Source organism: Pseudomonas morbosilactucae, from assembly GCF_023241665.1.
Lineage (GTDB): Bacteria > Pseudomonadota > Gammaproteobacteria > Pseudomonadales > Pseudomonadaceae > Aquipseudomonas > Aquipseudomonas morbosilactucae.
In genome coordinates this window covers 50,068-75,796 of sequence record NZ_JALQCX010000031.1, presented here as the reverse complement: position 1 = coordinate 75,796, position 25,729 = coordinate 50,068, and the positions used below count along the sequence as shown (strand labels likewise).

General features: G+C 64.3%; 22 protein-coding genes and 1 tRNA gene. 15 read left to right on the top strand and 8 right to left on the bottom strand.

Annotation, left to right across the window (positions count from 1 at the left end; all coding sequences use genetic code 11):
• Positions 1 to 38 precede the first annotated feature (38 nt).
• Positions 39 to 401 (bottom strand): DUF7677 family protein, encoded by a 363-nt coding sequence (locus M1B35_RS16825; protein ID WP_268262557.1) that lies wholly within the window; start codon positions 399 to 401, stop codon positions 39 to 41.
• A gap of 239 nt (positions 402 to 640) precedes the next feature.
• Between M1B35_RS16825 and M1B35_RS16820 the strand changes: the two genes are divergently transcribed.
• Complete coding sequence (locus M1B35_RS16820) at positions 641 to 1,498, top strand: suppressor of fused domain protein (protein WP_268262556.1); 858 nt, start codon at positions 641 to 643, stop codon at positions 1,496 to 1,498.
• A gap of 48 nt (positions 1,499 to 1,546) precedes the next feature.
• Positions 1,547 to 1,969: a hypothetical protein gene (locus M1B35_RS16815; protein WP_123332476.1), complete on the top strand. Its 423-nt coding sequence runs from the start codon at positions 1,547 to 1,549 to the stop codon at positions 1,967 to 1,969.
• 87 nt (positions 1,970 to 2,056) lie between these two features.
• Here M1B35_RS16815 and M1B35_RS16810 read toward each other — a convergent pair whose 3' ends face one another.
• The gene (locus M1B35_RS16810; RefSeq protein WP_268262555.1) at positions 2,057 to 2,608 is read right to left on the bottom strand and encodes a hypothetical protein; all 552 of its coding nucleotides are present in this window, start codon (positions 2,606 to 2,608) and stop codon (positions 2,057 to 2,059) included.
• Positions 2,609 to 2,884: 276 nt separating this feature from the next.
• On the opposite strand from M1B35_RS16810, the gene M1B35_RS16805 reads away from it, so the two are divergent.
• The 3 genes from M1B35_RS16805 (at position 2,885) to M1B35_RS16795 (ending at position 4,543) form a co-directional block, all read left to right on the top strand.
• A complete protein-coding gene (locus tag M1B35_RS16805; protein ID WP_123332472.1) occupies positions 2,885 to 3,589 on the top strand; it encodes a hypothetical protein in 705 nt (234 codons plus the stop codon).
• A 190-nt stretch (positions 3,590 to 3,779) separates the two neighbouring features.
• A tRNA-Gln gene (locus tag M1B35_RS16800) sits at positions 3,780 to 3,854 on the top strand.
• 242 nt (positions 3,855 to 4,096) lie between these two features.
• A complete protein-coding gene (locus tag M1B35_RS16795) occupies positions 4,097 to 4,543 on the top strand; it encodes a DUF3806 domain-containing protein (RefSeq protein WP_268262554.1) in 447 nt (148 codons plus the stop codon).
• Positions 4,544 to 4,695: 152 nt separating this feature from the next.
• Here M1B35_RS16795 and M1B35_RS16790 read toward each other — a convergent pair whose 3' ends face one another.
• The gene (locus M1B35_RS16790) at positions 4,696 to 9,555 is read right to left on the bottom strand and encodes an NAD-glutamate dehydrogenase (protein ID WP_268262553.1); all 4,860 of its coding nucleotides are present in this window, start codon (positions 9,553 to 9,555) and stop codon (positions 4,696 to 4,698) included.
• A 520-nt stretch (positions 9,556 to 10,075) separates the two neighbouring features.
• Between M1B35_RS16790 and M1B35_RS16785 the strand changes: the two genes are divergently transcribed.
• The 10 genes from M1B35_RS16785 (at position 10,076) to M1B35_RS16740 (ending at position 23,135) form a co-directional block, all read left to right on the top strand.
• The gene (locus tag M1B35_RS16785) at positions 10,076 to 10,432 is read left to right on the top strand and encodes a hypothetical protein (protein ID WP_268262552.1); all 357 of its coding nucleotides are present in this window, start codon (positions 10,076 to 10,078) and stop codon (positions 10,430 to 10,432) included.
• Between the two features lie 262 nt (positions 10,433 to 10,694).
• A complete protein-coding gene (locus tag M1B35_RS16780) occupies positions 10,695 to 11,654 on the top strand; it encodes an AAA family ATPase (protein ID WP_017479925.1) in 960 nt (319 codons plus the stop codon).
• A 5-nt stretch (positions 11,655 to 11,659) separates the two neighbouring features.
• Positions 11,660 to 12,604: a DUF58 domain-containing protein gene (locus tag M1B35_RS16775; protein ID WP_123332463.1), complete on the top strand. Its 945-nt coding sequence runs from the start codon at positions 11,660 to 11,662 to the stop codon at positions 12,602 to 12,604.
• Positions 12,601 to 13,095 (top strand): DUF4381 domain-containing protein, encoded by a 495-nt coding sequence (locus M1B35_RS16770; protein WP_268262551.1) that lies wholly within the window; start codon positions 12,601 to 12,603, stop codon positions 13,093 to 13,095. Before M1B35_RS16775 ends, M1B35_RS16770 begins: the two co-directional genes overlap by 4 nt.
• Positions 13,088 to 14,164, top strand: a complete 1,077-nt coding sequence (locus M1B35_RS16765) for a vWA domain-containing protein (RefSeq protein ID WP_123332459.1) — start codon at positions 13,088 to 13,090, stop codon at positions 14,162 to 14,164. Before M1B35_RS16770 ends, M1B35_RS16765 begins: the two co-directional genes overlap by 8 nt.
• The gene (locus tag M1B35_RS16760) at positions 14,161 to 15,903 is read left to right on the top strand and encodes a vWA domain-containing protein (RefSeq protein ID WP_268262550.1); all 1,743 of its coding nucleotides are present in this window, start codon (positions 14,161 to 14,163) and stop codon (positions 15,901 to 15,903) included. Before M1B35_RS16765 ends, M1B35_RS16760 begins: the two co-directional genes overlap by 4 nt.
• Positions 15,900 to 17,543: a BatD family protein gene (locus M1B35_RS16755; protein ID WP_123332455.1), complete on the top strand. Its 1,644-nt coding sequence runs from the start codon at positions 15,900 to 15,902 to the stop codon at positions 17,541 to 17,543. The genes M1B35_RS16760 and M1B35_RS16755 overlap by 4 nt, the downstream gene beginning before the upstream one ends.
• 80 nt (positions 17,544 to 17,623) lie before the next feature.
• Positions 17,624 to 18,868 carry an exonuclease SbcCD subunit D C-terminal domain-containing protein gene (locus M1B35_RS16750; protein ID WP_268262549.1) on the top strand — a complete coding sequence of 415 codons (1,245 nt, stop codon included), beginning with the start codon at positions 17,624 to 17,626 and terminating at the stop codon, positions 18,866 to 18,868.
• Positions 18,865 to 22,509, top strand: a complete 3,645-nt coding sequence (locus tag M1B35_RS16745) for an AAA family ATPase (RefSeq protein WP_268262548.1) — start codon at positions 18,865 to 18,867, stop codon at positions 22,507 to 22,509. The genes M1B35_RS16750 and M1B35_RS16745 overlap by 4 nt, the downstream gene beginning before the upstream one ends.
• Positions 22,506 to 23,135 (top strand): glutathione S-transferase, encoded by a 630-nt coding sequence (locus M1B35_RS16740; RefSeq protein WP_268262547.1) that lies wholly within the window; start codon positions 22,506 to 22,508, stop codon positions 23,133 to 23,135. Before M1B35_RS16745 ends, M1B35_RS16740 begins: the two co-directional genes overlap by 4 nt.
• Positions 23,136 to 23,145: 10 nt before the next feature.
• On the opposite strand, the gene M1B35_RS16735 is transcribed toward M1B35_RS16740, so the two are convergent.
• From M1B35_RS16735 to M1B35_RS16715, 5 genes are all read right to left on the bottom strand, one after another.
• Positions 23,146 to 23,352 carry a hypothetical protein gene (locus M1B35_RS16735; RefSeq protein ID WP_123332447.1) on the bottom strand — a complete coding sequence of 69 codons (207 nt, stop codon included), beginning with the start codon at positions 23,350 to 23,352 and terminating at the stop codon, positions 23,146 to 23,148.
• Positions 23,353 to 23,492: 140 nt separating this feature from the next.
• Positions 23,493 to 23,660 carry a hypothetical protein gene (locus tag M1B35_RS16730; protein ID WP_268262579.1) on the bottom strand — a complete coding sequence of 56 codons (168 nt, stop codon included), beginning with the start codon at positions 23,658 to 23,660 and terminating at the stop codon, positions 23,493 to 23,495.
• A gap of 217 nt (positions 23,661 to 23,877) precedes the next feature.
• Positions 23,878 to 24,057 carry a hypothetical protein gene (locus tag M1B35_RS16725; RefSeq protein ID WP_123332445.1) on the bottom strand — a complete coding sequence of 60 codons (180 nt, stop codon included), beginning with the start codon at positions 24,055 to 24,057 and terminating at the stop codon, positions 23,878 to 23,880.
• Between the two features lie 154 nt (positions 24,058 to 24,211).
• A complete protein-coding gene (locus tag M1B35_RS16720; RefSeq protein WP_123332443.1) occupies positions 24,212 to 25,390 on the bottom strand; it encodes a lactonase family protein in 1,179 nt (392 codons plus the stop codon).
• Positions 25,377 to 25,667, bottom strand: a complete 291-nt coding sequence (locus M1B35_RS16715; RefSeq protein ID WP_123332441.1) for a DUF5629 family protein — start codon at positions 25,665 to 25,667, stop codon at positions 25,377 to 25,379. Before M1B35_RS16715 ends, M1B35_RS16720 begins: the two co-directional genes overlap by 14 nt.
• Positions 25,668 to 25,729 lie beyond the last annotated feature (62 nt).

Below are 25,729 nucleotides of genomic sequence, written 5' to 3'. Positions count from 1 at the left end.
CCTTAACGAGGGCAGGTCCGGCACAGACGCCAGACCGGTCAGACGCGGCTACCCGCAGGCCAGGGCTTCACATCTTCCCTGTCCGGCGGCCCATACAGTTCTTGTTCCCACGCTTGGAACTCGGGCAGCGCGCTGTACCCAGGGTCACAATATTGCCGAATGTATTGCGCCGCCCTGTGCTCCGCGTACTTGGCATTGACCGGCACGCCCTGTTCATCCATCTCCAGCACATTGGCAAAGATCGCGTAGGCCATTTCCAACATGCTCGGCTCCTCCCCCAGGCAGCTTCGATAGTCGATGCCTTCCAGCAGCGGATAACCCACGCTGCCGTTGGCGATCCAAAAGCTGAATGTCCGCAGCGCTCCGGAAAACTCCGGGCTCAACGTCTTCGGGTACCGCATGGTGATCACCTCTCCTAAACCGTGGGCAGGCGCGGATTTTCAACGGGAGGGCCTTTGAAAGGCAAGCCGCAGTCCAGGAGCAAAGGCTGGCGCCCGCTGAATCGGCCACTCGGACAACCCCCATCGTGGAACCAAACCGCCTGGGTGTTTTCTCACCTAGCCCGAGCCGTCACAATGCGTCTCGCTCTCAACACCCTCCGTTGCCCCTGGCGACGCCACACCTGCGCAAGGATCGCCCGATGAGTTTCCTCGACAAACTGCTCAACGCCTTTAAAAAGCCCTCGCCAGCCACCGCCGAACCGAGTTTGCCGCCAACGGTGGCCAGCGAGCCTGAAACCTCCAGCCACAGCACCCAGCCCTTCGATTTGAGCCCGGCCGAACAGGCCAACCTGGCCGCCCGCGAAGCCAGTGGTGCCTGCCTCGACCGTCACTGGCAAGCCGTCGGCACCTGCGAGACGGACGTGCTGGGCTTTGCCATCAGCCCCAGTTTCATGGGTGGCCCCGACTGGCCCTCGACCCGCCAGGCCTATCGCGTCGTGCGCCGCGAAAACCGCATCATTCTCGCCACCGAAGGCCTCAGCGATCCATTCGACGGCGTCGAAGGCGACGACCTGGGCAACGGCTTCGAGATGGAACTGTTTGTCGAAACCCCGGACATCCCCGCCCACGCCCAAGGCCCCCTGGGCGATATCAGTCCGTTTGCCCAGAGCTGGACCTTCGAGCTGCTCAAGCACGTGGCCAATACCGTGGCCGACGCCGGCGGCATCAACCACCAGCTGGAACAATACGCCGTGCTGTCCCTGGAACTGCCAGGCTTCAGCCAGTCCCACGCCATGAGCGAGCAACTGCCGGCGCAGTTTGTCAGCGCCGACGATTGCGCCGGGGTGCTGATCGGCGGCCCCGCACCGGACTTCCCCACCCGCCTGGAAGACATGCCCCTGTCCCCCGTGACCCTGGTGCCGGTGGTGCTGATTACCGCGTCGGAACTGGATTACGTGCGCAGTGGCGGCGCCGCCGCGCGGCACGACTTGGTGGAACGCCTCAACGCCGCCGGCTTTGGCCACGTCAGCCACCTGCAACGGGCCAGCGTTGTCTGACCCCGGACGCACACCCGACTGCGGCCATGGAAAGGAGCCCATCACGCTATGCAAGAACACGACGTCTACTTCGCTTTCCACCTGTTCGCCGCCCGCTTCGCGGATGACGCCGAGGCCGAACGCTTTGCCTTCGAACAGTGGGAACCGGCACCCGCGGCGGACGCCAGCGATGCCGAGTTCAGCGCCTGGGAAGCGCGCAACCCGAGCTGGCGCTTGAATCAGGAACTGGGCTTTTACATGGACTCGGACTTCGTCGAGCTCTGCACCTGCGTCGACTACCTCGACTCCCTGGTCCGCAGCGAGGCACAAAAAGCCCTGCTGCGCTCCCGAGCCACAAAAGCGTTCAGCCACTTCATCCTGGTGGGCAGCCAGTCGATTTACGGTGACAAGCGCTCCGCAACCTCCGGCCCTAATCAGCGTCAGCCCGAGAACACCGCCACCCTGGATTATCTGGGGGAATTCAACGGATGAGCCTCCGGCATAAAACCCTTGGCCTGCTGTTGCTCACACGCGTCGTTGCCGGTTGCCAAAGCAGCCAATCGCCCCGCCGCCGGGCCGTTACTGCTCATCTTCCGGACGCAACGGCGAGTGGCGCCATTCGAACCGGTTGATCAGCTGCCTGGAAAGGTCATCGAGTTTTGCATGATAGTTGTGCGCGTGGGGCACGGGCATTTCCGGCTGGCCATGGCTGAAGCCCAGGGCCCGCAGCTCGCGTGTGTAGGCATCAAGAGGGCCATAGGCGTAAAGCAAGTCATGCCGATCCCAGGCCACGGTGGCGTTCTCCTCGGGCGCATAGACCCACAGATCAAAGCGACTGTCTCTGGAGAGCAAGGGAGTGAACTCGTTGATGAAGGCTTCAAACTCCTGACGCGTCAGCTCCGGGCTCTGATAACGACCGGCTTCCCCCTCTCCTCCGCGAGGCGTGTGGAGGATGTACAGCAGGATAAAGGGCTCGCTGAGGCAGCGAACCAGCCGGGTCACCACCTCCGGATCGGAGCCCGGCACAGCTGCAACAATGCGCTGGCCCTGGCCAATCGCGGCCACCTGAAAAATGGGCGGATGACTGTACGGCAGCCACTGGTTGTCGACGTTATGCTCAAGTCGGTGCATGGGAAACTGATCCTCCTGATCAATGAATGGTGTGGATCCCCATCACACTCGGTGAAGCTGCGGCGTCCTGGTCAAGGGCGCGGGCATCGGCAGCAGGCGGCATTTTCACTGAATATGATTTTATAAATCCACACTCCGCCCCACATTCGCGCGCACCCACTCAACGCCACCCTTTGCCTAGAGCGCGGCAGCCCCTCTGCCCCGGCCATCCCAGCGTGACAATCACGGCGCAATACCGAAGAATCGGCGACCTCAATCACCACCCCCTACGCCCCCATGCCTGCCACGATAAAAACCCTACGCCCGCTGTTCTGGTCCGCCGAGCAAGGCATCGACTACAGCGCAACGCCATTGCTGTTGAACGACCTGCTACCGGCAGTGGGCCAAGCCACCTCGGCGTTCTTCGATAACCAGGAGCGCCTGTTGCCGGGCCAACCCCTGCAACTGATCTGGTGCCCACCGGTTTCCGACCTTAACGGCTGGGATGAACAGCCGTCGGAAATAGGCCAGAGCCAGCTGTTGCAGGTCAAGGTGATCGGCCCGGCACTGGCGCCCTCGTTGCCGGCGCACCCGATCCATCAAGGGCTACAGCAATACCCGCTTGAGGTGTTGGCCTGTGAGCCGTTATTGCCGGCCCTTCGGGCACAGCGTGAAGACCCGGGGGCCTGGCAGTTGCAAAGCGTCGGCACTGCGCACGGCTCGCACCTGAGCTGGGATAGATTGCGTGGCTGCAGGCGTGCCGAGGTGCAGGGGCTGACCTACCTGACGGGCAGTGGCGGCGGGGAAAGCATGATGGAGTTGATCCTTGAGGTGACGGACGACGCGGTGTTCGGGCTGTTGTCGGTGCACCTTGACCCGGGAGGCCACTTCCACGACCTGGGTCGGCGCAGGCTGCTGGGCGACGAGCTGCGGGCTATCCGCCAGGCGCTGAAAACCGCCGAAACGCTGAAGGATTCCCAGCCCTGCTACCTGGCCATTTGAAGCGCTACAGGGGCGAAAACGTCGTCGAACTGCCCCTCCGCTACCCTGCCCCGGACTAAACAGCTGTTTTCAAAGCTATTTTTTATTCGCAGGGGCTTCCCAGGCGGCGTAAAAATTGATAAATTTCCGCCCGTTCTTGCACAGGCCCTCCCCGGGCTGCAGCACACGCAAGTAACGTCGCAACAGCTACAGGGGCGTCGCCAAGCGGTAAGGCAGCAGGTTTTGATCCTGCCATGCGTTGGTTCGAATCCAGCCGCCCCTGCCATTTTTCTTATCTGCATTCCATTCAAAACCCGCCCACAGCCATAAACCGATGGCGGTTAAATGCACCTGGCCGCTGCCTACCCTCACTTGAAATTCGATCGGCAAGGCCTTGCCCTCTGCCCTGCTGCGTCCTGTCTAGAGGCATCGGGGGGGGGGCTGGAAAGCGCTGGGGAAAAACCCGATAGTAGCGACCCGCGAGGGCCGGAGTTCTCGCGAAGGGTGTTTTTTTCATGGAGCGTGTTGATGTCTGATTCCCAACCTGCGGCTGCGACCTTCGAACCCATCCCGACCGACCGTCTGGCCCAGATGCACGGCTTGCGAGCAGCGCTCGGCGAACTGATTGCCAGCCTGTTTCCCGGGGCTGTACTCACCGGCACCGGAGCCGACTTCCCGCTGTTGCAGCAGATGGTCGATAGCCAGACCCTGGCCGCGACCGATGAACCGGCCTGGGAGGCCATGGGCATCGCACTGGGCGACGCCTTGGTCACCGAAGTGCCCGGGCTGGCCTGGATGCAGGTGAGCGATGAGTTCGGCATCGACCCAGTGCTGCGTTATCGGCAAACCAGCTTGCAGATTGGCGTGCTCACCCTGCTGCTGAAGCGGGCTGAACAGGGTGAAGAAATCGACATTCAACACATTGCCAACTGGCTCCAGAAATTCATTGAAACCAAGGCGGACGAGTATCAGTGATACGCCCTGGGACGCAGGGCGTCCCGTGTAGGAGCTGGCTTGCCGGCGATGGCGTCGGCAAGATCACATAGGAATTTGGGTGTTGGTGAACCCGCAATAAAAAAGCCCCGTATCTTGCGATACGGGGCTTTTTTTACGACGGGTTCAGGCAGTTACAGCCCTGTCTGGCCGCTCATGGCCAGGTCCAGCAGTTCACGGTTGGCCACCGCGTACATGGCGTAGTCCGTGCCTACTGCGGCACGGATTTCCACCATCATGGCGCGCCAGCGATCAGCCATGCTCGCGTTCTGTTCAAGCCACAGGGCCACGCGGGCCTCCATGTCTTCTGGCGCGTCGGCCATTTTCAGAACCGAGATGGTGATCGCCCGTTGCTGCCAGTCCACGTCATCGCGGAAGGCTTCGCGGGCCTGGGCCTGCCAGTTGTTGCCCACCGGCAGATCGCTGATCTGCTGCAGGTACCACGGCAAGTCCAGGGCGCTGCCTACGGCGAAGTAGGCCTTGGCCACATCGGCCGCGCTCTGACCGGTCACGTCCGCCGCTTCGATGATCGGCAGCAAGGTGTACAGGTGCGTCGTGCCTGCAACCATGCGCGCCAGCAACTCCGGCACGCCGGCTTCGACGTACGCCTGGTAGCGGGTCTGCCAGCCTTCACGGGTCGGGCCTTCCAGCAGTTCGTCGAGCTTGAGGCCCAACGCCGCCAGGTGCGGACCGAAGTGCGCGACGTCGCGCGCTGCATCCTGCTCGTTGCGACGGCTGCGCAGGAACCAGCGCGTGGCGCGGCGGCCCAGACGCATCAGTTCGTCCATCAGCTCCAGTTGCACCTGGGCCGACACCTGGTGATCCAGGGCTTCGATCTGACGGAACCAGTGCGGAAGGTGGAAGATGTCCCGCACGATCACGTACGCACCCGCCACGTTGGCCGGGCTCATCCCCGTGGACTCCTTCAAGCGCTGCACGAAGGTGATGCCCATGTGGTTGACCAGGTCGTTGGCGATCTGGGTGCTGACGATTTCGCGCTTCAGGCGGTGACGGCGCATGGCTTCGGCGAACTTGCTGACCAGGGTCGGCGGGAACGCGGTTTCCATGTCACGGGTCAGGTAGTCGTCATCCGGTACCAGGGACTTGAGCAGGGCTTCCTTGAGGTCGATCTTGCTGTACGAGATCAGCACCGACAGCTCCGGACGGGTCAGGCCCTTGCCGGTCGCGGCGCGCTCGACGAGCTGCTCCTCGGTCGGCAGGTACTCGATGGCGCGGTCCAGCTTGCCACGGCCTTCCAGGTCGCTCATCAGGCGCTTGTACTCGGCAGCACGCTCGTAGGCACGGCGCGCCGCCAGGGACAGGGCCTGGGTCTGCTTGTAGTTGTTGCCCAACACCAGGCCACCGACTTCGTCGGTCATGCTCGCCAGCAGCTGGTTACGCTGCTTGTCGGTCATGTCACCCACCTGCACCACTTCGTTGAGCAGGATCTTGATGTTCACTTCGTGGTCGGAGCAGTCCACGCCACCGGCGTTGTCGATGAAGTCGGTGTTGGAACCGCCGCCATTCAGGCCGAACTCCACACGACCCAGCTGGGTCATGCCGAGGTTGCCGCCCTCGCCCACCACCTTGCAGCGCAGCTCGTTACCGTTGACCCGCAGCGCGTCGTTGGCCTTGTCGCCCACATCGGCATGGCTTTCGGTGCTGGCCTTGACGTAGGTCCCGATGCCGCCGTTCCACAACAGGTCCACCGGCGCCTTGAGCAAGGCGTTCAGCAGTTCGGTCGGGGTCAGCTTGTCGGCCGAGATGTCGAAGCGTTCTTTCATCTGTGGCGAGATGGCGATGCTCTTCGCGCTGCGCGAGAAGATGCCGCCGCCTTCGGACATGATGCTGGTGTCGTAGTCGGTCCAGGCCGAACGCGGCAGGTCGAACAGGCGCTGACGCTCGGCGAAGCTGTTGGCCGGCTCAGGGTTTGGATCGATAAAGATGTGCAGGTGGTTGAACGCGGCCACCAGTTGCAGCTTGTCGGACATCAACAGGCCGTTACCGAACACGTCGCCGGCCATGTCGCCGACACCAACCACGGTGATGCTGTCTTGCTGGACGTTGATGCCGCGCTCGCGGAAGTGGCGCTGTACGCCGACCCACGCGCCCTTGGCGGTGATGCCCATTTTCTTGTGGTCGTAACCGGCCGAGCCGCCGGAAGCGAACGCATCGCCCAGCCAGAAGCCGTAGTCGATGGCAATGCCGTTGGCGATGTCGGAGAAGGTTGCGGTGCCTTTGTCGGCCGCCACCACCAGGTACGGGTCATCGTTGTCGTGGCGCACCACGTTGGCCGGAGGCACCAGGGCGCCGTCTTTCAGGTTGTCGGTGATGTCCAACAGGCCGGAAATGAAGATGCGGTAGCAGGCGATGCCCTCGGCCGCGATCTCGTCCCGGCTGCCGCCCAGTGGCAGGCGACGCGGCAGGAAGCCGCCCTTGGCGCCCACCGGCACAATCACCGAGTTCTTCACTTGCTGGGCTTTTACCAGGCCCAGGACCTCAGTACGGAAGTCTTCTTCACGGTCGGACCAGCGCAGGCCGCCACGCGCAACGTTGCCGAAGCGCAGGTGCACGCCTTCAACCCGTGGCGAGTAGACGAAGATTTCGAACTTCGGCACCGGTTTCGGCAGTTCTGGAATCGCGTGCGGGTTGAACTTGAAGCTGAAGTAGGACTTGTTCTGGCCGTTGGCGTCGGTCTGGTAGAAGTTGGTCCGCAGGGTGGCCTTAATCAGGTCCAGGTAGCGACGCAGGATGCGGTCTTCGTTGAGCACCTGAACATCGTCCAGGGCCGTCAGAATTGCCTGTTCCAGACGCTGCTGCTTGTCTTCCAGGTCGTCGCTGGTGAGCTTGCGCGCCAGGTAGAAGCGGGTCTTGAACAACCGGGTCAACTCGCGAGCGATGTCGGTGTGGTTGTTCAGGGTGCTGGCGATGTAACCCAGGTCGAAGCCCAGGCGGATCTGCTTCAGGTAACGGGCGTAGGCACGCAGCAGCGCGACGTCGCGCCATGGCAGGCCGGCGGTCAGCACCAGGCGGTTGAAGGCATCGTTCTCGGCATCGCCACGCACGATGTGGACGAAGGCGTCTTGCAGCGTGTCGTTGAGCTGCTGAATGTCCAGGTCCAGGCCTTCGGCGGCGGTGAAGGCGAAGTCGTGGATCCAGAACTCGCGGCCGTTGTTGTGGCGCAGGCGATAGGGGAATTCACCCAGCACTCGCAGGCCGAGGTTTTCCAGGATCGGCAGCACGTCGGACAGCGCCAGCGGGGTGTCGGCGTGGTACAGCTTGCAGTGCAGCTCACGCTGGCCGGAAACCTGGCCCAGAGGCTGGTAGAAGCTCATCACCAGCGGGTTGGCTTCGGACAGGCTCAGCAGGTGCTGCATGTCCACCACCGCCGAGTGCGCGGCGAAACGCTCGCGGTAGCCGGCCGGGAAGCCTTTCGGGAAGTCCGCCAGCACGTTGGTGCCCTGGGCTTCGCCGAAGCTTTCGACCACCAGGCTGGCGTAGTCGTCCTGCCAGCTGCGGCAGGCCTGCACCACTTCTTTTTCCAGCAGCAGCGGGTCGATGTCGATGCGGTTCTTCGGGTCGACCCGCAGGATCAGTTGCACGCGAGCCAGTACCGACTCGGAGAAGAAGGTCCAGAACTCGCAATCCGTGGCTTGCAGGCGATCCATCAGCACTTGCTGGATCTTCTGCCGCACTTCGGTGGAATAGATGTCACGCGGCACGTAGGCCAGGCAGTAGCAGAAGCGGCCGTACGGGTCTTTGCGCAGGAAGACGCGGATCTTGTTGCGTTCCTGGATCTGCACGATCGACATCACGGTGCTGAACAGCTCGTCCACCGGGGTCTGGAACAGGTCATCACGCGGCAGCACTTCGAGAACCTGGGCCAGTTCCTTGCCCAAGTGAGCCTTGGACTGGAAGCCCGAGCGCTGCTCGACGATTTCCACCTTGCGGCGGATGTAAGGGATGACACGCACGCTTTCGCCATACACCGACGAGGTGTACAGGCCCATGAAGCGGCATTCCTTGACCACTTTGCCGTCGGCGTCGATCTGGCGGATCGACACGTAGTCCGGGTAGGCCGGACGGTGCACACGGCTTGGGTGCGCGGCCTTGGCGAACGACAGCGGGGTCGGTTCGCGCAGGTAGTTCACGGCGTAGTCTTCGATGCGCAGGTCTTCGGCGGTGAGGCCGGCGCGCAGCAGCTTGGTCAGGCCGAGGAAGGAGCTTGGGTCATATTCGAGATGACCGCCGTCCTGGTCGGCACCGACCACGAATTCTTCATAACCGAGGAAGGTGAAGTGGTTGCCCACCAGCCATTCGAGGAAGCTCTTGATCTCGCTCTTTTCATCGTCAGCGATGGCGAACGGGCTGTTGTCGATGCCGTCGATCAGTTCCTGGACCTTGGCCTTCATCGGCTCAAAATCGGCCACGGCCACGCGCACTTCGCCCAGCACCTGCTCCAGTTCCTTGCTCAGGACATTGAGCTCGGCCGGGTTGGCGCAACGGTCGATCTCCAGGTACATCAGGGATTCTTGCAGGATGCCGTCGCCCTGGGTGCCCTTGGGCAGGACTTCCAGCAACTCGCCCTTGCTGCCACGACGCACGCTGAGCACGGTGGTTTGCAGGGTGTGGATGCTGTAGCCGCGACGGTTGAGTTCGGTGCGGACCGAGTCCACCAGGAACGGCAGGTCGTGGTGCAGCACTTCGACCGCGGTGTGGGTCGACTGCCAGCCATGACGTTCGTAATCGGGGTTGTAGACGCGCACTTGCGGTTGCGCGTGATCGAAGCGCTCAAGCAGGCGCCAGGCTGACAAGGTGCAGCCCGCCAGGTCGGACAAGCGACGCTGGGTGAGTTCGTCCAGGGAAATGATGCCGAAGAATTGTTCAGCGAACAGCGCCACTTGTGGCAGTGCCTGTTCACTGATGTGCTGCGCCAGTGCCGCTTGCAGTTGGTGCTGGAAGTCGGCTTTGCTGGCTGCGGTGAAGAACGCCATCTGTGGTACTCCGCTTGGGCTTGTTATTGATGGAAGCGTCGCGTGCAAACCCCTTGCGGGGGTGGTCGGTCACCCTGCTCCTGGTCTCGGGCAGAGGTGGCAGGATGACAGGTGGGTGAAGCTGGACAAGACACTGGGGTCACATTCACGTTCAAGGATGGGCATCTGCAAAAACGACTGTCGACAATGCCTTTACAGGTGTCCATCCCCCATCGGACTTATCCTATTGCGTGCGCAGCTTAACGAGTGCAACAAGGCCGCTGCTTGCGATGCTGCGACATATTCGGACATTGGCTGGCAGTTGATGGCCGGCGCCAAGATCAACACTAGCAGCCACGAGGCAAAACGGCCGGTTTGGCCCTGCTTTCCGGTACTCTCGTGCCAGAAATTCGCCTTGAGCGCCGGGCCGACCCGACCTGTTCTCTGACAGACAAACCAGCAGAAATTCCCTCGGGCTGGCAGAATTGCCCTTTGCTTGCCCTGCTCCCCCGGCCGGAGCCCAGACTCAGGACCCACCGCCATGCGCATGACCACCGCCCATTTGATCGCCAACCCCTGCGACGACGAAGAAGACAACATGGCCATGCTGTGCTGCCACAGCCAGCAGGGCGAGATGTTCCTGATGACCCGTTACCCGGACGAAGACGAACTGGAAATCACCCTGGATGGTGAGCCCTCGACCCTGGACGGCGTGAAAGTCACCCTGAGCCCAACCCTGCTGCTGATCGAAATTGCCGCTGGCGACACCGACGCCCTGAACGGCGCCGACCACCTGGAAATCCACCACAACACCGCCACCGCCGACCTGGCCGAAATCGAGCTGACCCTGCAAAACATCCTCAAGGGCACCGGCACCTACATCAGCCAACTGGCATAACCCCCAAAACCCAACCTGTAGGAGCTGGCTTGCCAGCGATGGCGGTTGCAACAGCGCTGCACGCTCCAAGCCTCAAGGCACAATCACCGGCGAGCCGGTTCCTACAGGATGTCGGCACGTGGAAAAACGCGGACTTTTTCGACTAATTGGCTAAATCAGGGTTTCCCCGTTAGTCGCCAACCCCCGCGATGGATTAAAGTAACGCCCCCGGCCCTGGCGTTCATTCGACGCCTCTGCTCACCCTCTCCAGGAACAGTCATCGATGGAACATCGTGAAGCGCTGCTGGCGCTGCGAACCTTTCTTTCAACGCAGATTCTCGGCCAGGAAAAACTCATCGAGCGCTTGCTCATTGCCTTGCTTGCCGACGGCCATATGCTGGTCGAGGGCGCACCTGGCCTGGCCAAGACCAAGGCCATCAAAGAGCTGGCCGAAGGCATCGAAGCACAGTTCCATCGCATCCAGTTCACCCCTGACCTGTTGCCCGCCGACATCACCGGCACCGAGATCTATCGCCCGGAAACCGGCAGTTTCGTGTTCCAGCAAGGCCCGATCTTTCACAACCTGGTGCTGGCGGACGAAATCAACCGCGCCCCGGCCAAGGTCCAGTCGGCCCTGCTGGAAGCCATGGCCGAGCGTCAGGTCAGCGTCGGCCGCAGCACCTATGACCTGTCGCCGCTGTTCCTGGTGATGGCGACCCAGAACCCCATCGAGCAGGAAGGCACCTACCCGCTGCCCGAAGCCCAGCTCGACCGCTTCCTGATGCACGTCAAGATCGGCTTTCCCGACGCCGCCGTGGAGCGCCGTATTCTCCAGCAGGCCCGGGGCGAAGCCTTGAACGGCGAGACCAAGCCCGAGCGCCGGGTCAGCCAGCAGGCAATTTTCGCCGCGCGCAAGGAAATCCTCGGCCTGTACATGGCCGATGCCGTGGAGGAATACCTGGTGCAGTTGGTGATGGCCACGCGCACCCCGGCCAAGTTCGACCCGGAAATGGCCGAGTGGATCGCCTACGGCGCCAGCCCGCGCGGTTCCATTGCCCTGGACCGCTGCGCCCGGGCCCACGCCTGGCTGGCCGGGCGCGACTTCGTCAGCCCGGAAGACATCCAGGCCGTGCTGTTCGACGTGCTGCGCCACCGCATCATCCTGTCCTTCGAAGCGGAAGCGGCAGGCATCGACCAGGACCGTGTGGTTCAGCGCATCCTCGATGTCGTAGCCGTCGCTTGACCCCCATGAACGCCAGCCCTGTGGCCGAGCCCGGCATCCGCATCAGCCTCAGCGAGCTGATCGAGATGCGCCATCGCGTACGAGAAGTGCAACTGTTCTCCACCCCGAGCCAGCGCAGCCCGCTGATTGGCCTGCACCACTCCAAGCTGCGCGGGCGCGGCGTGGACTTCGACCAGGTGCGGGTCTACCAGGCCGGCGACGACGTGCGCACCATCGACTGGCGGGTCACGGCGCGCACCCAGGAGCCCCACACCAAGCTGTTCCACGAAGAGCGCGAACGGCCGATTTTCATCATGGTCGAGCAAAGCCGCCGGCTGTTCTTCGGCTCCGGCCTGATGTTCAAGTCGGTGCTCGCGGCCCAGGCCGCAAGCCTCATCGGCTGGGCGGCACTGGGCCACAACGACCGGGTTGGCGGCCTGGTGTTCGGCGATGACCAGCACTACGAAATCAAGCCCCGGCGCAGCAAGCAAAGCCTGCTGCAACTGCTGAACCGCCTGGTGCGGGTCAACCAGTCGCTGCACGCCGAGGCCCAGCCGGAACGCGACAGCCTGGGCACCGCCCTGCTTCGGGGCCGGGAAGTGTTGCGCCCGGGCAGCCTGGTGATCGTGATCTGCGACGAGCGCGCCCTGTCGGATGCCGCCGAGCAACAGCTGAGCCTGTTGTCGCGCCATTGCGACCTGCTGCTGATGCCGCTCTCCGACCCGCTGGACCACGCCCTGCCCGCCGCAGGGCTGTTGCGCTTTGCCGAACGCGGCGCGCAGCTGGAGCTGGACACCCTGAATTACGACCTGCGCCAGGCCTACCGGGCCATGAGCGAGGCACGCATCGCCCGTTGGGAACGCCTGGCGCAAAAGCTCAGGGTGCTGCTCATGCCCTTGAGCACCCAGAGTGAAATGGTCGAACAACTGCGCGAATACCTGAACCCCCAGCGCCCGGGGAAAAGCCGATGAGCAGCCTGGAGCAACTGCAACCGCTGATCGCCCCGCCGGCCATCGGCTGGTGGCCGCCGGCGCCGGGCTGGTGGCTACTGCTGGTGCTGCTGCCCCTGGCCGGCTATGGCCTGTGGCGCCTCAAGGCGTTATGGCCCGGTAAGCGCAAGGTGCGCCGTGCCGAACAACCTTTGGACCCGGTCCGCCTGGCGGCCCTGGCCGAACTGGCGCTATTGCCCAAGCCCTACGATGGCGCCCCGGCCGGTGCCTGGCTGCAGCAACTCAACGGGCTGCTCAAGCGCCTGTGTCGCAACCACTATCCCTACAGCCAGAGCCACACCCTCAATGGCCGCAAATGGCTGGCCTTTCTCGACAACCGCTGCCCCGCTGCGGGCCTGACCCGCTGGATGGTGCTGGTGGAAGGCGCCTACAAACCCGAGTGCAAGCTCGATGACAAAGCCATTGCCGGCCTGACCCAAGCGGTCGACACCTGGATTCGCAAGCATGTTTGAGTTCGCCTGGCCCTGGGTCTTTGCCCTGCTGCCCCTGCCCTGGCTGCTGCGGGTCTTGCTGCCGGCGGCAGACAGCGGCGAACCGGCGCTCAAGGTGAGTTTTCTCGCGGACCTGGAAGGCCTGGCCAAACGTCGGGCCCGGGCCAACCTGCCCGCCTGGCGCCAGCAAGCGCCGTTTATCCTGCTGTGGCTGTTGCTGCTGCTAGCCGCCGCCCGCCCGCAATGGCTGGGCCAACCGCTGCCGGTGGCCGCCAGTGGCCGCGACTTGCTGGTGGCGGTGGACGTTTCCGGCTCCATGGACTTTCCCGATATGCAGTGGCAGGACGAGGACGTCAGCCGCCTGAGCCTGGTGCAGCACCTGCTCGGCGACTTCCTCGAACAGCGCGAAGGCGACCGGGTCGGCCTGATCCTGTTTGGCAGCAAGGCCTACCTGCAAGCGCCGCTGACCTTCGACCGGCGCACCGTGCGGGTGTGGCTGGATGAAGCGAAGATCGGCATTGCCGGCAAGAACACCGCCATTGGCGACGCCATCGGCCTGGCCCTCAAGCGCCTGCGCCAACGCCCGGCACAAAGCCGGGTGCTGATTCTGGTCACCGACGGCGCCAACAATGGCGGGGAAATCGACCCGGTCACCGCCGCGCGCCTGGCCGCCGATGAAGGGGTGAAAATCTACCCCATCGGCATCGGCGCCGACCCGGAACAAAGCGGCACCCTGGGCCTGCTCGGCCTCAACCCGAGCCTGGACCTGGACGAACCGACCCTCAAGGAAATCGCCGACCTCAGCGGCGGTCGCTACTTCCGGGCCCGGGACGGCCAGGAGCTGCTGACCATCAAGGACACCCTAGACCAACTGGAACCCGTGGCCCAGCAACCGACCCAGGCCCGCCCGGCCCAGGCGCTGTACAGCTGGCCTCTGGCCCTGGCGCTGCTCTGGAGCATGCTGCTGGTGGTGCGTGAACGCTGGCCGGAGAACCCCCTGCAGCGGTTCTTCAGCCAATCGAAGTTCCTGCAACCGAGCCACGACTGGCGCCAGCGCCTCAAGCGCCTGCGCCTGCGGAGGCGTCGATGATCAGCCTCTGGCCCCATTGGTTCCGCCCCGCGTGGCTGCTACTAGTGCCCGTATTGGCGCTCTTGCTCTGGCAGCTGTGGCACCGGCAGAAACGCGCCGGGCGCTGGCAGGTGATCTTGCCCCCGGCCTTTCACGCCGCCCTGCTCAGCGGCGGCAATGGCCGCGAAAGCAAACTGCCGTGGGTGGCCCTGGGCCTGGCCTGGCTGATTGCCGTGCTGGCCCTACTGGGCCCCAGTTGGCAGCGAGTGGAACAACTCAGCCAGAAACCCGCCGACCCGCTGGTGGTGCTACTGGAGCTGACCCCGGAGATGCTGGCCGCCGACGTCTCGCCCAACCGCCTGGAGCAGGCCCGGCACAAGCTGCTGGACCTGTTGCAACTGCGCAGCGACGCCCAGACCGCCATCGTCGTCTATGCCGGCAGCGCCCACACCCTGGTGCCGCTGTCCGATGACCTGGCCACCAGCCGCAACCTGCTGGAGGCCCTCAAGCCATCAATCATGCCCCAGGCCGGGCATCGCGCCGACCTGGCCCTGGACAAGGCACTCAAGCTGCTGGACCAGGCCGCCCTCGGTCGCGGCCGGGTGCTGCTGATCGGCTCGACCCTCAGCGAGCAGGAACGCCAAGGCATCCGCCGTGCCCTGAGCGGCCAGGCACCGCAGGTGCTGATGCTCGGCATCGGCAGTCGCGACGGCGCGCCGGTGGTGCAGGACGACGGCAGCCTGCTCAAGGATGAACACGGCGGCATCCTGGTCTCGCGCCTCGACAGCCCGGGCCTGAAAAGCTTCTTCAGTGACTTGGGCGGGCGTTATCGCCAGGCCCGCCTGGACGACAGCGACCTGCGTGGCCTGGGCTTGCTCAACGGCCCGCAAGGGGTGCGCAACGACGGCCAGACCCTGCTCCTGGACAGCTGGGCCGACCAGGGTTACTGGTTGCTGCTGCCCCTGCTATTGCTGGCGGCCTGCGCCGGGCGCCGGGGCTGGCTGTTCTGCCTGCCGCTGTTGTTCTGCCTGCCGCAACCGAGCCAGGCCTTCGAGTTCGGCGACCTGTGGCTGCGCCCCGACCAGCAAGGCCAACGCTTGCTGGAACAGCAGCGCCCCAGCGAAGCCGCCCGGCACTTCCAGGACCCGCAATGGCAAGGCGTGGCCCTGTATGAAGCCGGCGACTATGCCGGCGCCGCTCAGCGTTTTGCCGAAGGCAACGATGCCCGCGCCCACTACAATCGGGGCAACGCCCTGGCCAGGAGCGGCGAGCTGGAGGCCGCCATCGACGCTTACGAACAGGCCCTGGAGCTGCAACCGGACTTGCAGGCCGCGCAGTTGAACAAGGCCCTGGTGGAAAGCCTGTTGCAGGAAACGGCCCCGCCGGCCAACGAAGACGCCGGCCAGAACGCCGCCGGCGAAAGCGACGAAACCACCCGGGATGCCCAGGCCGGTGCCGCCACCCAGGACCCGCCGCCCCCCGGCGAAACGCCCCCCGAGGCCCAGGACCCCAGCGCCAACGGTGAGCCGCACCAGAGCGATGACAGCCAGGACGGCCACAGCGACGTCCCGGGCAGCGAACTGGACGATGAACGCACCACCACGCCGCCGATCCGTGGCAGCGCCGCAGGTTTTGACGACGAACGCCGACAGGCCCTGGAACAGTGGCTGCGCAAGATCCCCGACGACCCGGGCGAACTGTTGCGACGCAAATTCTGGTACGAACAGCAACAACATCAGGATCAGGGAAAAACTCGATGACCCGCTTCACCGCCCCTTTGCTCACCCTTGTTCTCTGGTCCTTTCAGGCCCAGGCTGCCGGGCTGGTCGCCAGCATTGATCGCAGCCGCGTGAACCTCGGGGAAACCGTCGAGCTGACCCTGGAATCCACCGACGCCACCCTGTTCGGCAAGCCCGACCTGGCGCCCCTGGAGCTGCTGTTCGAGGTCCGTGGCACACGCCAGGTCAACCAACTCACCAGCCTGGGCGACGATCAGCGCGCCTCCACCCGCTGGATCATCACCCTGCTGCCGCGCCAGGCCGGTAGCCTGGAGATTGCCCCGCTGCAACTGGGCGAGGCCAAAAGCCAGGCCATCAGCTTGCAAGTGCTGGCCGAGACCGCCCAGGACAGCGACAGCCGCCTGGAGCCGGTGTTCATCGACGCCAGCCTGGACCAGGACAGCGTCTATGTGCAGGCCCAGGCGCTGTTGACCCTGCACGTCTACCACTCGGTGTCGCTGTACGACGACAGCAACCTGACGCCGCTGCAGATCAGCGACGCCCGGGTCGAGCAATTGGGCGAGCCGCGCACCTACGAAAAAGTCATCAATGGCGTACGCCACGGGGTGATCGAAACCCGCTACGCCTTGTACCCGCAGCACAGCGGCGAGTTGCGCATCCCCGGCCAGACCTTCAGCGCCACCATGGTGCTCAACGCGCCGAGCCAGGACGCCACGCCCCAAGGGCCGAAGCCGGGCAAGCTGATCCACGTCAGCTCGGCGCAGATGAGCCTGACCGTCAAGGCCCGGCCCGCAGCCTACCCGGCCGACGCCCCCTGGCTGCCGGCCCGCAGCCTGAGCCTGGCGGAAAGCTGGAACCCGGAGCCCGAGCACCCGCAAGTCGGCGATTCCCTGACCCGCACCCTGACCCTGCGCGCCGAAGGCCTGTCCAGTGCCCAGTTGCCGCCGCTGCCCAGCAGTGAAGTCAACGGCCTGCGCAGCTACCCCGACCAGGCGCAGTTGAGCAATCAGAACGGCGAACGCGGGCTGGTGGGCAGTCGCGAAGAGCGCCAGGCCCTGGTGCCGACCCGCAGCGGCAGCGTCGAATTGCCGGCCCTGGAAGTGGTCTGGTGGAACACCTTTGAAGACCACTTGGAGCGCAGCAGCCTGCCGGCGCGCACCCTGCAAGTGGCGAACAACCCGAGCCTGGTGGTCGACACCCCGGCCGGCAACCCGCCGCCCGCCGCCGCTGGCGACCCGGGCCACCTGTGGCTGTGGCAGCTCAGCACCCTGTTGCTGACTTGCACCACGCTGCTGGGGTTCGGCCTGTGGTGGCGCGCCCGTTCGCAGCCGGCCATCCTCAAGGCGGCGCAGACCGGGCCCAGCCCGCGGACCCTGCTCGACGACCTGAAACGCGCCTGCCAGGCCAACGACCCACAAGCCACCCGCCAGGCGCTGGACGCCTGGGCGCGCCAGCAACCGGAAACCCTGGCCGAGATGGCGGCGCGCTTCGTGCCCCTGTCCGATGCCCTCGACGGCCTCAACGGCGCCCTCTACAGCGAGTCTGGCCAGTACTGGCAAGGCGACGAACTGTGGCGAGCGATCCGCGCCATCCCCATGGCCGAACGGGTCCAAGACCCGGTGGCCGACACCAGCAGCCTGCCGCCGCTGTACCCTAAATAACAGCAGCCGCAAGCGGCAAGCCTCAAGCGGCAAGATTCGCTTAGGCTTGCCGCTTGTAGCTGCTTTTCTTGGAGCTTGCCTTGCGTCTGTTTCACACCTCCGACTGGCACCTTGGACAAAACCTCCACGGCCAGGAACGCGATTTCGAACACGCCTGTTTCCTCGACTGGCTGCTGCGCCAACTCAAGCACGAGCAACCCGACGTGCTGCTGATTGCCGGCGATATCTTCGACACCGTGAACCCGCCGGTCAAAGCCCAGGAACGCCTGTACGACTTCATCGTCAGCGCCCATGAGCAGCAGTCGACGCTGACCATTGTGATGATTGCCGGCAACCACGACTCCGGCTCGCGCATCGAACTGCCCGCGCCGCTGATGCGGCGTTTGCGCACCCACGCCCTGGGCCGGGTGCTGTGGCTGGACGACGGCCAGTTGGACGCCGAACGCCTGTTGCTGCCATTGCCCGATGCCAGCGGCGCGATTGCCGGCTGGTGCCTGGCCCTGCCCTTTCTGCGCCCGGCGGAGGTCACCGGTGCCCAGCTCGGGGACAACTACCTGCGCGGCATTGGCCAGGTACATGAATGGCTGATCGCCGCGGCCGAGGCCAAGCGCCAGCCAGGCCAGGCGCTGATCGCCATCAGCCACGCGCACATGGCCGGCGGTTCGGTCTCGGAAGACTCCGAGCGCAGCCTGATCATCGGCAACGCCGAAGCCCTGCCCGCCAGCCTGTTCGGCCCGAGCATCAGCTACGTCGCCCTGGGCCATTTGCACAAACCCCAGAAGGTCAATGGCGAGGAGCGCATTCGCTACAGCGGCTCGCCCATCCCCTTGTCGTTTTCCGAAATCAACTATCAGCACCAGATCCTCGACATCCGCCTGGACGGCGAGACCCTGGTCAGCGTCGAGCCGCGCCTGATTCCTCGGGCGGTCAACCTGCAACGCCTGGGCCCGGCGCCCCTGGTCGAGGTGCTGACTCAACTCGCTCAGTTGCCCGACATCGACCTGCTGGCCGAAACCCAGCGTCAGCCGTGGCTGGAAGTGCGGGTGTGCCTGGACGAACCCCAACCCGATTTGCGCCAGCAAGTGGAAAGCGCCCTGCAAGGCAAGGCCGTGCGCCTAGTGCGGATCGCCGCCGAATACGCCGGCCAGGGCTCGCGGGAAGGCCGCGACGACGGCGCCGAGTTGATCGAGCTGGACCAGCTCAGCCCCCAGGAGCTGTTCAGCCGCGCCTGGCGCGACAGCTACGGCAGCGAGGTCGACGAACAGACCCTCAAGGACTTCGCCCTGTTGTTGCAGGACGTGCAACTGGAAGGTGAACAGCCATGAAAATCCTCGCCATCCGCCTGAAAAACCTGGCCTCCCTGGCCGGCCCCTGCGAGATCGACTTCACCGCCGAGCCCCTGGCCAGCGCCGGCCTGTTCGCCATCACCGGGCCCACCGGCGCGGGCAAAAGCACCCTGCTCGACGCCCTGTGCCTGGCGCTGTTCGGCGCGGTGCCGCGGCTGAATAACATCGCCAAGGAAAACAAGGTTCCCGAGGTCGACAGCGATATCTCCACCGGCGACCCGCGCACCCTGCTGCGCCGTGGCACCGGCAGCGGCTTCGCCGAAGTGGATTTTGTCGGCATTGACGGGCGCCGCTACCGCGCCCGCTGGGAAGCCAACCGCGCCCGCGACAAGGCCACGGGCAAGCTGCAAGCCAGCCGCCAGAGCCTGCTGGACCTGGACAGCGAACAACTGCTGAGCAACCAGAGCAAAAGCGAATACAAGCAGCTGATCGAGGCCAAGCTGGGCCTCAACTTCGAGCAATTCACCCGCGCCGTAATGCTGGCGCAAAGCGAATTCAGCGCCTTCCTCAAGGCCGACGACAAAGAGCGCAGCGAGCTGCTGGAAAAGCTCACCAACACGGCGATCTACAGCCACCTGGGGCGCCGCGCCTACAGCAAGAGCAAGGAGGCCGAAGAGGTCCATAAGGAACTCAAGGCCCAGGCCAGCGGCATCGTGCCCCTGGAACCCGAGGCCCGGGCCGAACTGGATCAACGCTTCAACGACGCCCAGCAACAGCTCAAGACCCAGCAGGCCCAGCTCAAGCAGCTGGAGCAGCAGCACACCTGGCTCAAGGAGTTACGCCAGTGGCAGGACGCTCGCGAGGCGGCGGCGGAACAACTGCAACAGGCCCAAGCCGACGGCGACGCCCTGGCCCCTGAGCGCGGCCGCCTGGTGCTGCTGGAACAGTTGGCGCCACAGCGTCACCAGTTTGCCCGGGAGGCCGAGCTCAGGCAGTCGCTGCCGCCGCTGGCGCAGCAGATCCAGCAACAGCTGCAACAGCAGAGCGACCTGGAGCAACGCCAGCAACAGCAGCAACAGGCCCTGCTCGACGCCAGCAGTGCCCTGAGCCAGGCCCAGGCCCGACACAGCGACAGCGCCCCGCTCTTGCGGCAAGCCTTCGCCGAACAGCACAACCTGACCCGCCTGAGCCAAGCCCTGAGCCAGGCCAGCGAGCAACAACAGCAGGCCGAACAGGCGAGCCGCGACGGTCAACAGGCGATTCAAACCCTGCTCGAACACCAGCACCGAGTGGCCGATGGCCTGGCGCAGATCGCCCTGCAACTGCAACACAGCGCCGACCTCGCACCCCTGAGCGAAGCCTGGAACGCTTACCGGGAACGCTTGCAGCAACTGATGCTGATCGGCAATCGCCTGAACCAGGGCCAGACCGAATTGCCCGGCCTGGAACAGGCCGCCAACAACGCCGCCGCCCTCCTGGCGCAACAACGCAGCCAGCTGCAATTGCTCTACAGCGAAGCCGGCGCAGAACCCGAAGCGGTGGCCGAGCAGATCCAGATTCTCGGCAGCCTGCTGCAAGACAATCGCAAGCACCTGCGCGCCATCGAAGCACTCAGCCGCCTGTGGAGCCAGCAGCAAGCCCTGGACCTGCGCAGCGAAGAATTGCAACAGCGCCACCTCGCCGCCCTGCAAGAACGTGAGCGACTGACCCGCGAAGGCTCGGAAGCCAAGGCCGAGCTGACCGTCGCCGAACAGACCCTGAGCGTCACCCGCGAGCTGCTGGAACGCCAACGCCTGGCACGCAGCGCCAGCGTCGAGCAATTGCGCGAGCAGTTGCAGGACGGTCAGCCCTGCCCCGTGTGCGGCAGCGCCGAGCACCCTTATCATCAGCCCGAAGCCTTGCTGCAAAGCCTCGGGCGCCACGATGAACAGGAACAGGCGGCGGCGCAGAAAGCCGTCGACCAGTTGCATGAAAAGGTCATCGACCTGCGCGGCCAGTTCAGTGGCTTGATCGCCCAGCAAAAAGACCTCAAGCAGCAACAGGAACAACTGCAGGCACAGCAGCAGGCCCTGAGCCCGCTGCTGGATGAACACAGCCTCAGCGCCGCATTGCTGACCCAGGACGCCGCCAAGCGCGAGGCCTGGCTGGAGCAGCAAACCAGCCAGTTGAACCAGAGCATCGAGCAGGATGAGCAGCGGCAAAACGCCTTGCTCACCCTGCAACAGGACGCGGCGCGTTTGCAGCAACAACTGCGCGCGGCCGAAACCGCCAACCAGCAGGCCAGCCAGCAACTGGAGCACCAGCAACGGCAGTTGGACGCCGATCGCCAGCGTCTGGACGAAGAGCTCGCAAGCTTCAGCCAACTGCTGCCGGCCGCCGTGCTTGAGGGGTTACGCAGTGAGCCCGCTGCCACCTTTATGCAGCTCGACCAGCAGGTGCTGCAGCGCCGCGAACAACTGGAACAGCAGCACGAGCAACAGCAAGAACAGCAGCAACGCCAGCTGACCCTGGACAAGGAGCAGCACAGCCAGCTCAATCGCCAGCAACAGCTGGAGGCCGCGCAACAGCAGCTGGCCAGCCTGAGCGAGCAGCAACAGGCCAGCCAGCAGGCCCTGGCCGACTTGCTGGGTACACACCTCAGCGCCGAAGCGTGGCAGCACCAACTGGAGCAGGACGTTGAACAGGCGCGCCAGGCCGAGGCCGCGCTGGGCCAGGAACTGCAGGCACTGGGCAACCAGTTGATTAGCCTGAGCGCCGAACTCAAGGCCCAGCAGGAACGCGTGCAGGCCATGGACAGCGAACAACAGGCCCTGGGCGCCAAGATCGCCGAATGGCGCTTGCAGCATCCACAACTGGACGACCAGGGGCTGGCGCAACTGCTGGAGTACGACGAGCCCCGGGTCAGCCAATTGCGCCAGCAACTGCAAAACAACGAGAAAGCCATCGAGCAGGCCCAGGTGCGGCTGCAGGAACGCCAGGCGCACCTTGAACAGCACCAGGCCCAGCATAACGGCGACCTCGATGCCGCCGTGCTGGTGACCGCCCTCGAAGAAATCCAGCAACAGTGCAGCGCCAGCGAACAACTGAGCGCCGAACTGCGGGCGCAACAGGCCGACGACCAGCGCCGCCAGGACGCCAACCAGGCCCTGGGCCAGCGCATCAGCGACGCCTACAACGAGTGGCAACGCTGGGCACGCCTGAGCGCCCTGATCGGCTCGGCCGAAGGTGACAAGTTCCGCAAGATCGCCCAGGCCTACAACCTCGACCTGCTGGTGCACCACGCCAATGCCCAGTTGCGCCAACTGGTGCGGCGCTACCGCCTCAAGCGTGGCGGCAGCATGCTCGGCCTGCTGGTGCTGGACACCGAGATGGGTGACGAACTGCGCTCGGTGCACTCGCTGTCCGGTGGCGAAACCTTCCTGGTGTCCCTGGCCCTGGCCTTGGGGCTGGCGTCCATGGCGTCCAGCACGCTGAAGATCGAGTCGCTGTTTATCGACGAAGGTTTCGGCAGCCTTGACCCCGAGTCCCTGCAACTGGCCATGGACGCCCTGGATGGTTTGCAGGCCCAGGGGCGCAAGGTGGCGGTGATTTCCCACGTGCAAGACATGCACGAACGGATTCCGGTGCAGATCCAGGTCCGCCGCCAAGGCAACGGCCTGAGCACCCTGGAGGTGAAATGAGCGGCGCCCTGCTCTACTCCTTCCGCCGCTGCCCCTACGCCATGCGCGCACGCATGGCCCTGCGTTATGCCGGGGTGGCGCTGGAGATTGTCGAGGTCAGCCTCAAGGCTAAACCGGCAGAGATGCTCGCGCTGTCGAGCAAGGGCACGGTGCCGGTGCTCAGCGTGGACGGCCGGGTGATTGACGAAAGCCTGGAGATCATGGAATGGGCGCTGGGGTGCAACGACCCAGAGGATTGGCAACTGCGGGCCGACCCTGTGGCCCGGGAGACCATGGCGGCGCTGATCAGCGATAACGACCAGGTGTTCAAGCTGTACCTGAATCGCTACAAGTACGCCGAACGTTACCCCGAGCAGCCCATGACCTATTACCGCGATCAGGGCGAGGTGTTTCTGCGCCGCCTCGACCAGTTGCTGCAACAGCGGCCCTACTTGCTGGCCGATCACCTGAGTTTGGCCGACGTGGCCCTGGCGCCCTTTGTGCGACAGTTCGCCCATGTTGACCGGGCGTGGTTTGCGACCACGCCTTACACCGCCCTGCAGGATTGGCTGGAACGCTTTCTGGCCTCAGCACTGTTTGTCGGCATCATGGCCAAGCCCGCCGCCGAACCCAGTGTCAGCCCCTGACAGCGTCCGTTCAGGCCCCGGCGACATCGCCGTGTGGGCTGGGGGCGGCCAATGGGCCTGCGCTGCCATGCTCCGGAGCGCTGGCCGGGTAAGCCGCCTGCACCGGGGCTTCGGGCCACGAGGCGGCGCCCAGGCTTAGCAGCAGCACCACGGCCAAATAAATGGCAATGGCCAGATAGGCGCCGCGTCGAGCGCTGTGAAGAATCGAGTGAGCCATGGGGACCTCCGTGGACTGGCTGGCAAGGTCCACAGCTTCACGCAAAAAAGCGACGATAAACAGTCGCTTTTTCCCATAACCCTCATTATTTGGATTGATACCTGCTTCAGGCTTGCTGTGAGCTCAGTCCAACGGACGGCTCACGCGCCCATCTGAAGGCCTTTCATTCCTGCTGAAGGCTCCTCATTCCAGCTGAAGGCTCTGCCAACGCTCATGGGCGCGTCCGGCTCGCCTTCCGCCGGCTCGGCCGCAGAAAGAATCGGGGTGGAATATAAAAACAGGAGTACCACTGCCAGACGTATCACCATGCTGTCTATCCTCGCCGCGAACGTGTCAATAAAACCGCGTCAAATTTAAACATATGGCTATGCGCCATCACCATGGTTTTTTACGTGTCTCGTGGCACGTGTCGCAAAGACGTGATGCAGGCGCGACATCACTGCTGCCTCTTGGGGTGAACTTCACCGAGGGCAGCAATGACTTCGCGCCTGCATACGTGCTGTGTGTGGGGGATATAGCAAAGGCTCAGTGCTGGATTTTGTGGTCCAGCGCAGCGTAGAAGTTGGCGCTTTGTTGCAGGTATTTCTGGGTGTAGCTGTTGATGGAAGATTTCTTCTGGCTGATCTCGACACTGGCGCTGGCAGGCAGGACGACAGAGGCGGAAATGGCGGAAGCGGCGATTACGGAAAACAGATTGAAGTTCATGGCGTTAACCCTCGTTGCGGTTGGCTGGTTTGGCTGTGTGGGCCGTGGAGCCAAGTTACGCCCGAGGGTGTGCGCGTAGAAATTCATTGCAGGCGTAGCGAATATCAGCGTCATTGATAGAAGGAGTCAGGCCCCGGATAACGGGGCCTGCGGTCTATTGACGCACCAGGAACTTGATATCGCTGGGGGCATCGAAGTCGAGTTTTTGCACGGTCTTGCCCAGGAATCCGGTCTTGGCGTCGCGTTCGATCACCACGATCTGGTTACTTTTCTGGTTGCCGATCAGCACGTACTTGTTGCTTGGGTCGAGGGTGAATTCCCGAGGGTGATCGCCTTCGACAGAGCGGCGCTGAATCTCCTTGAGCTGGCCGTTGGCCGGGTCGATGGCGAACACTAGCAACTGGTTGGCGGTGCCGCGGTTGCTGACGTACAGGTACTGCCCGTCCTTGGACGCGTGCAGGGCCCCAGCCGCCTTCTTCTCTTTGCCACCGCTGGCGGCCAGGTCGAGGATCTGCTGCTGGGTCAGCTTGCCGTCCTGGTAGTCGAAGACCACCACTTGGGCGCTCATCTCCAAGGTCAGGTAGGCGTGCTTGCCGTCAGCACTGAACAGCAAGTGGCGCGGCCCGCTGCCCTTGGGCAGTTCGACAAAGGCCGGCTCGGCGGCGCTCAACGGCTGCTCGGCGTTGGCCTTGGGGTCGTAGCGATAGGCAAACACCTTGTCGGCACCCAGGTCGCTGGCAAACACAAAGCGCCCATCCGGGGACGGCACCGTGGAATGCACATGGGCCGAGAGCTGGCGCTCAGGGTTGATGCCGCTGGCTGGGTGGCTGCTGATCTGCACCACCGGCGACAGTTTGCCGTCCGCGCTCACCGGTACCACGGCCAGGCTGCCGGCAGGGTCGGCGGCCACGCCGTAGTTGCTGACGAACAGGTAGCGGCCATCGAGGCTGAGGCTGGAATGGGTCGGCTCGTTGCCCAGGCTCTGCACCTGGTTGATCGGCGCCAACTGGCGGGTCTTGGCGGCGATGCTGAAGCTGCTCACCCGACCAACCGTGTCGGCCTGGCCCGGGCCGTTTTCATTCACCGCGAACAGGTACTTCTGATCCTTGGACAAGGTCAACCAGGACGGGTTGGCGCTCTTCACCACTTGCAGCGGCTTGGCGGCGATCATCCCGGTCTGGCTGTTGAACTGCAGGCGGTACAAGCCCTGGCTCTGGCCTTGGGTGTAGGACCCCACCAGCAGCTCTTGGGTGGTCACCGGTGCGGCGGCCTGGACCGACATGGCGCCGACGCTGCCGGCCATCAGCAGGGGCCAGAAGTTACGCATCTTCATCGGTCGGCTCCTCGTCGTTGCGGGCGCTGAAGGCGCTCATGCACACCAGGCGGTGCTCGCCAGAGTCGCCGCTGATGGTCCAGCTTTGCAGGGTGTCGTCGAAGGTCGCGGCCTGGACCTGGGCCAGGCTGAAGGTCCAGCGCTTGGCGGCGCGGCCGTCCATACACTCGATCAGCAGTTGCTGCTCATCGAGGCTGAAATCGAAAGCGTGCAGCCCGTCGATTTCCAGCATGTCGCAGGACTCGAGGGCAGTGAGCAAGTGGGTAGCGGCAGTCATAGCGATCAATCATCACAGGGGAAAGGCGCCATGATAGCTGATTGCAGGAGGGGATCAGGGCC

What these genes read in the sequence shown, in the direction of transcription:
- M1B35_RS16715 (WP_123332441.1), bottom strand. Translation starts at nt 25,667, where the DNA reads ATGACTGCCGCTACCCACTTGCTCACTGCCCTCGAGTCCTGCGACATG.
- M1B35_RS16780 (WP_017479925.1), top strand. Translation starts at nt 10,695, where the DNA reads ATGGAACATCGTGAAGCGCTGCTGGCGCTGCGAACCTTTCTTTCAACG.
- M1B35_RS16775 (WP_123332463.1), top strand. Translation starts at nt 11,660, where the DNA reads ATGAACGCCAGCCCTGTGGCCGAGCCCGGCATCCGCATCAGCCTCAGC.
- M1B35_RS16745 (WP_268262548.1), top strand. Translation starts at nt 18,865, where the DNA reads ATGAAAATCCTCGCCATCCGCCTGAAAAACCTGGCCTCCCTGGCCGGC.
- M1B35_RS16755 (WP_123332455.1), top strand. Translation starts at nt 15,900, where the DNA reads ATGACCCGCTTCACCGCCCCTTTGCTCACCCTTGTTCTCTGGTCCTTT.
- M1B35_RS16730 (WP_268262579.1), bottom strand. Translation starts at nt 23,660, where the DNA reads ATGGTGATACGTCTGGCAGTGGTACTCCTGTTTTTATATTCCACCCCG.
- M1B35_RS16720 (WP_123332443.1), bottom strand. Translation starts at nt 25,390, where the DNA reads ATGAAGATGCGTAACTTCTGGCCCCTGCTGATGGCCGGCAGCGTCGGC.
- M1B35_RS16790 (WP_268262553.1), bottom strand. Translation starts at nt 9,555, where the DNA reads ATGGCGTTCTTCACCGCAGCCAGCAAAGCCGACTTCCAGCACCAACTG.
- M1B35_RS16765 (WP_123332459.1), top strand. Translation starts at nt 13,088, where the DNA reads ATGTTTGAGTTCGCCTGGCCCTGGGTCTTTGCCCTGCTGCCCCTGCCC.
- M1B35_RS16785 (WP_268262552.1), top strand. Translation starts at nt 10,076, where the DNA reads ATGCGCATGACCACCGCCCATTTGATCGCCAACCCCTGCGACGACGAA.
- M1B35_RS16795 (WP_268262554.1), top strand. Translation starts at nt 4,097, where the DNA reads ATGTCTGATTCCCAACCTGCGGCTGCGACCTTCGAACCCATCCCGACC.
- M1B35_RS16740 (WP_268262547.1), top strand. Translation starts at nt 22,506, where the DNA reads ATGAGCGGCGCCCTGCTCTACTCCTTCCGCCGCTGCCCCTACGCCATG.
- M1B35_RS16810 (WP_268262555.1), bottom strand. Translation starts at nt 2,608, where the DNA reads ATGCACCGACTTGAGCATAACGTCGACAACCAGTGGCTGCCGTACAGT.
- M1B35_RS16820 (WP_268262556.1), top strand. Translation starts at nt 641, where the DNA reads ATGAGTTTCCTCGACAAACTGCTCAACGCCTTTAAAAAGCCCTCGCCA.
- M1B35_RS16805 (WP_123332472.1), top strand. Translation starts at nt 2,885, where the DNA reads ATGCCTGCCACGATAAAAACCCTACGCCCGCTGTTCTGGTCCGCCGAG.
- M1B35_RS16735 (WP_123332447.1), bottom strand. Translation starts at nt 23,352, where the DNA reads ATGGCTCACTCGATTCTTCACAGCGCTCGACGCGGCGCCTATCTGGCC.
- M1B35_RS16770 (WP_268262551.1), top strand. Translation starts at nt 12,601, where the DNA reads ATGAGCAGCCTGGAGCAACTGCAACCGCTGATCGCCCCGCCGGCCATC.
- M1B35_RS16760 (WP_268262550.1), top strand. Translation starts at nt 14,161, where the DNA reads ATGATCAGCCTCTGGCCCCATTGGTTCCGCCCCGCGTGGCTGCTACTA.
- M1B35_RS16825 (WP_268262557.1), bottom strand. Translation starts at nt 401, where the DNA reads ATGCGGTACCCGAAGACGTTGAGCCCGGAGTTTTCCGGAGCGCTGCGG.
- M1B35_RS16725 (WP_123332445.1), bottom strand. Translation starts at nt 24,057, where the DNA reads ATGAACTTCAATCTGTTTTCCGTAATCGCCGCTTCCGCCATTTCCGCC.
- M1B35_RS16815 (WP_123332476.1), top strand. Translation starts at nt 1,547, where the DNA reads ATGCAAGAACACGACGTCTACTTCGCTTTCCACCTGTTCGCCGCCCGC.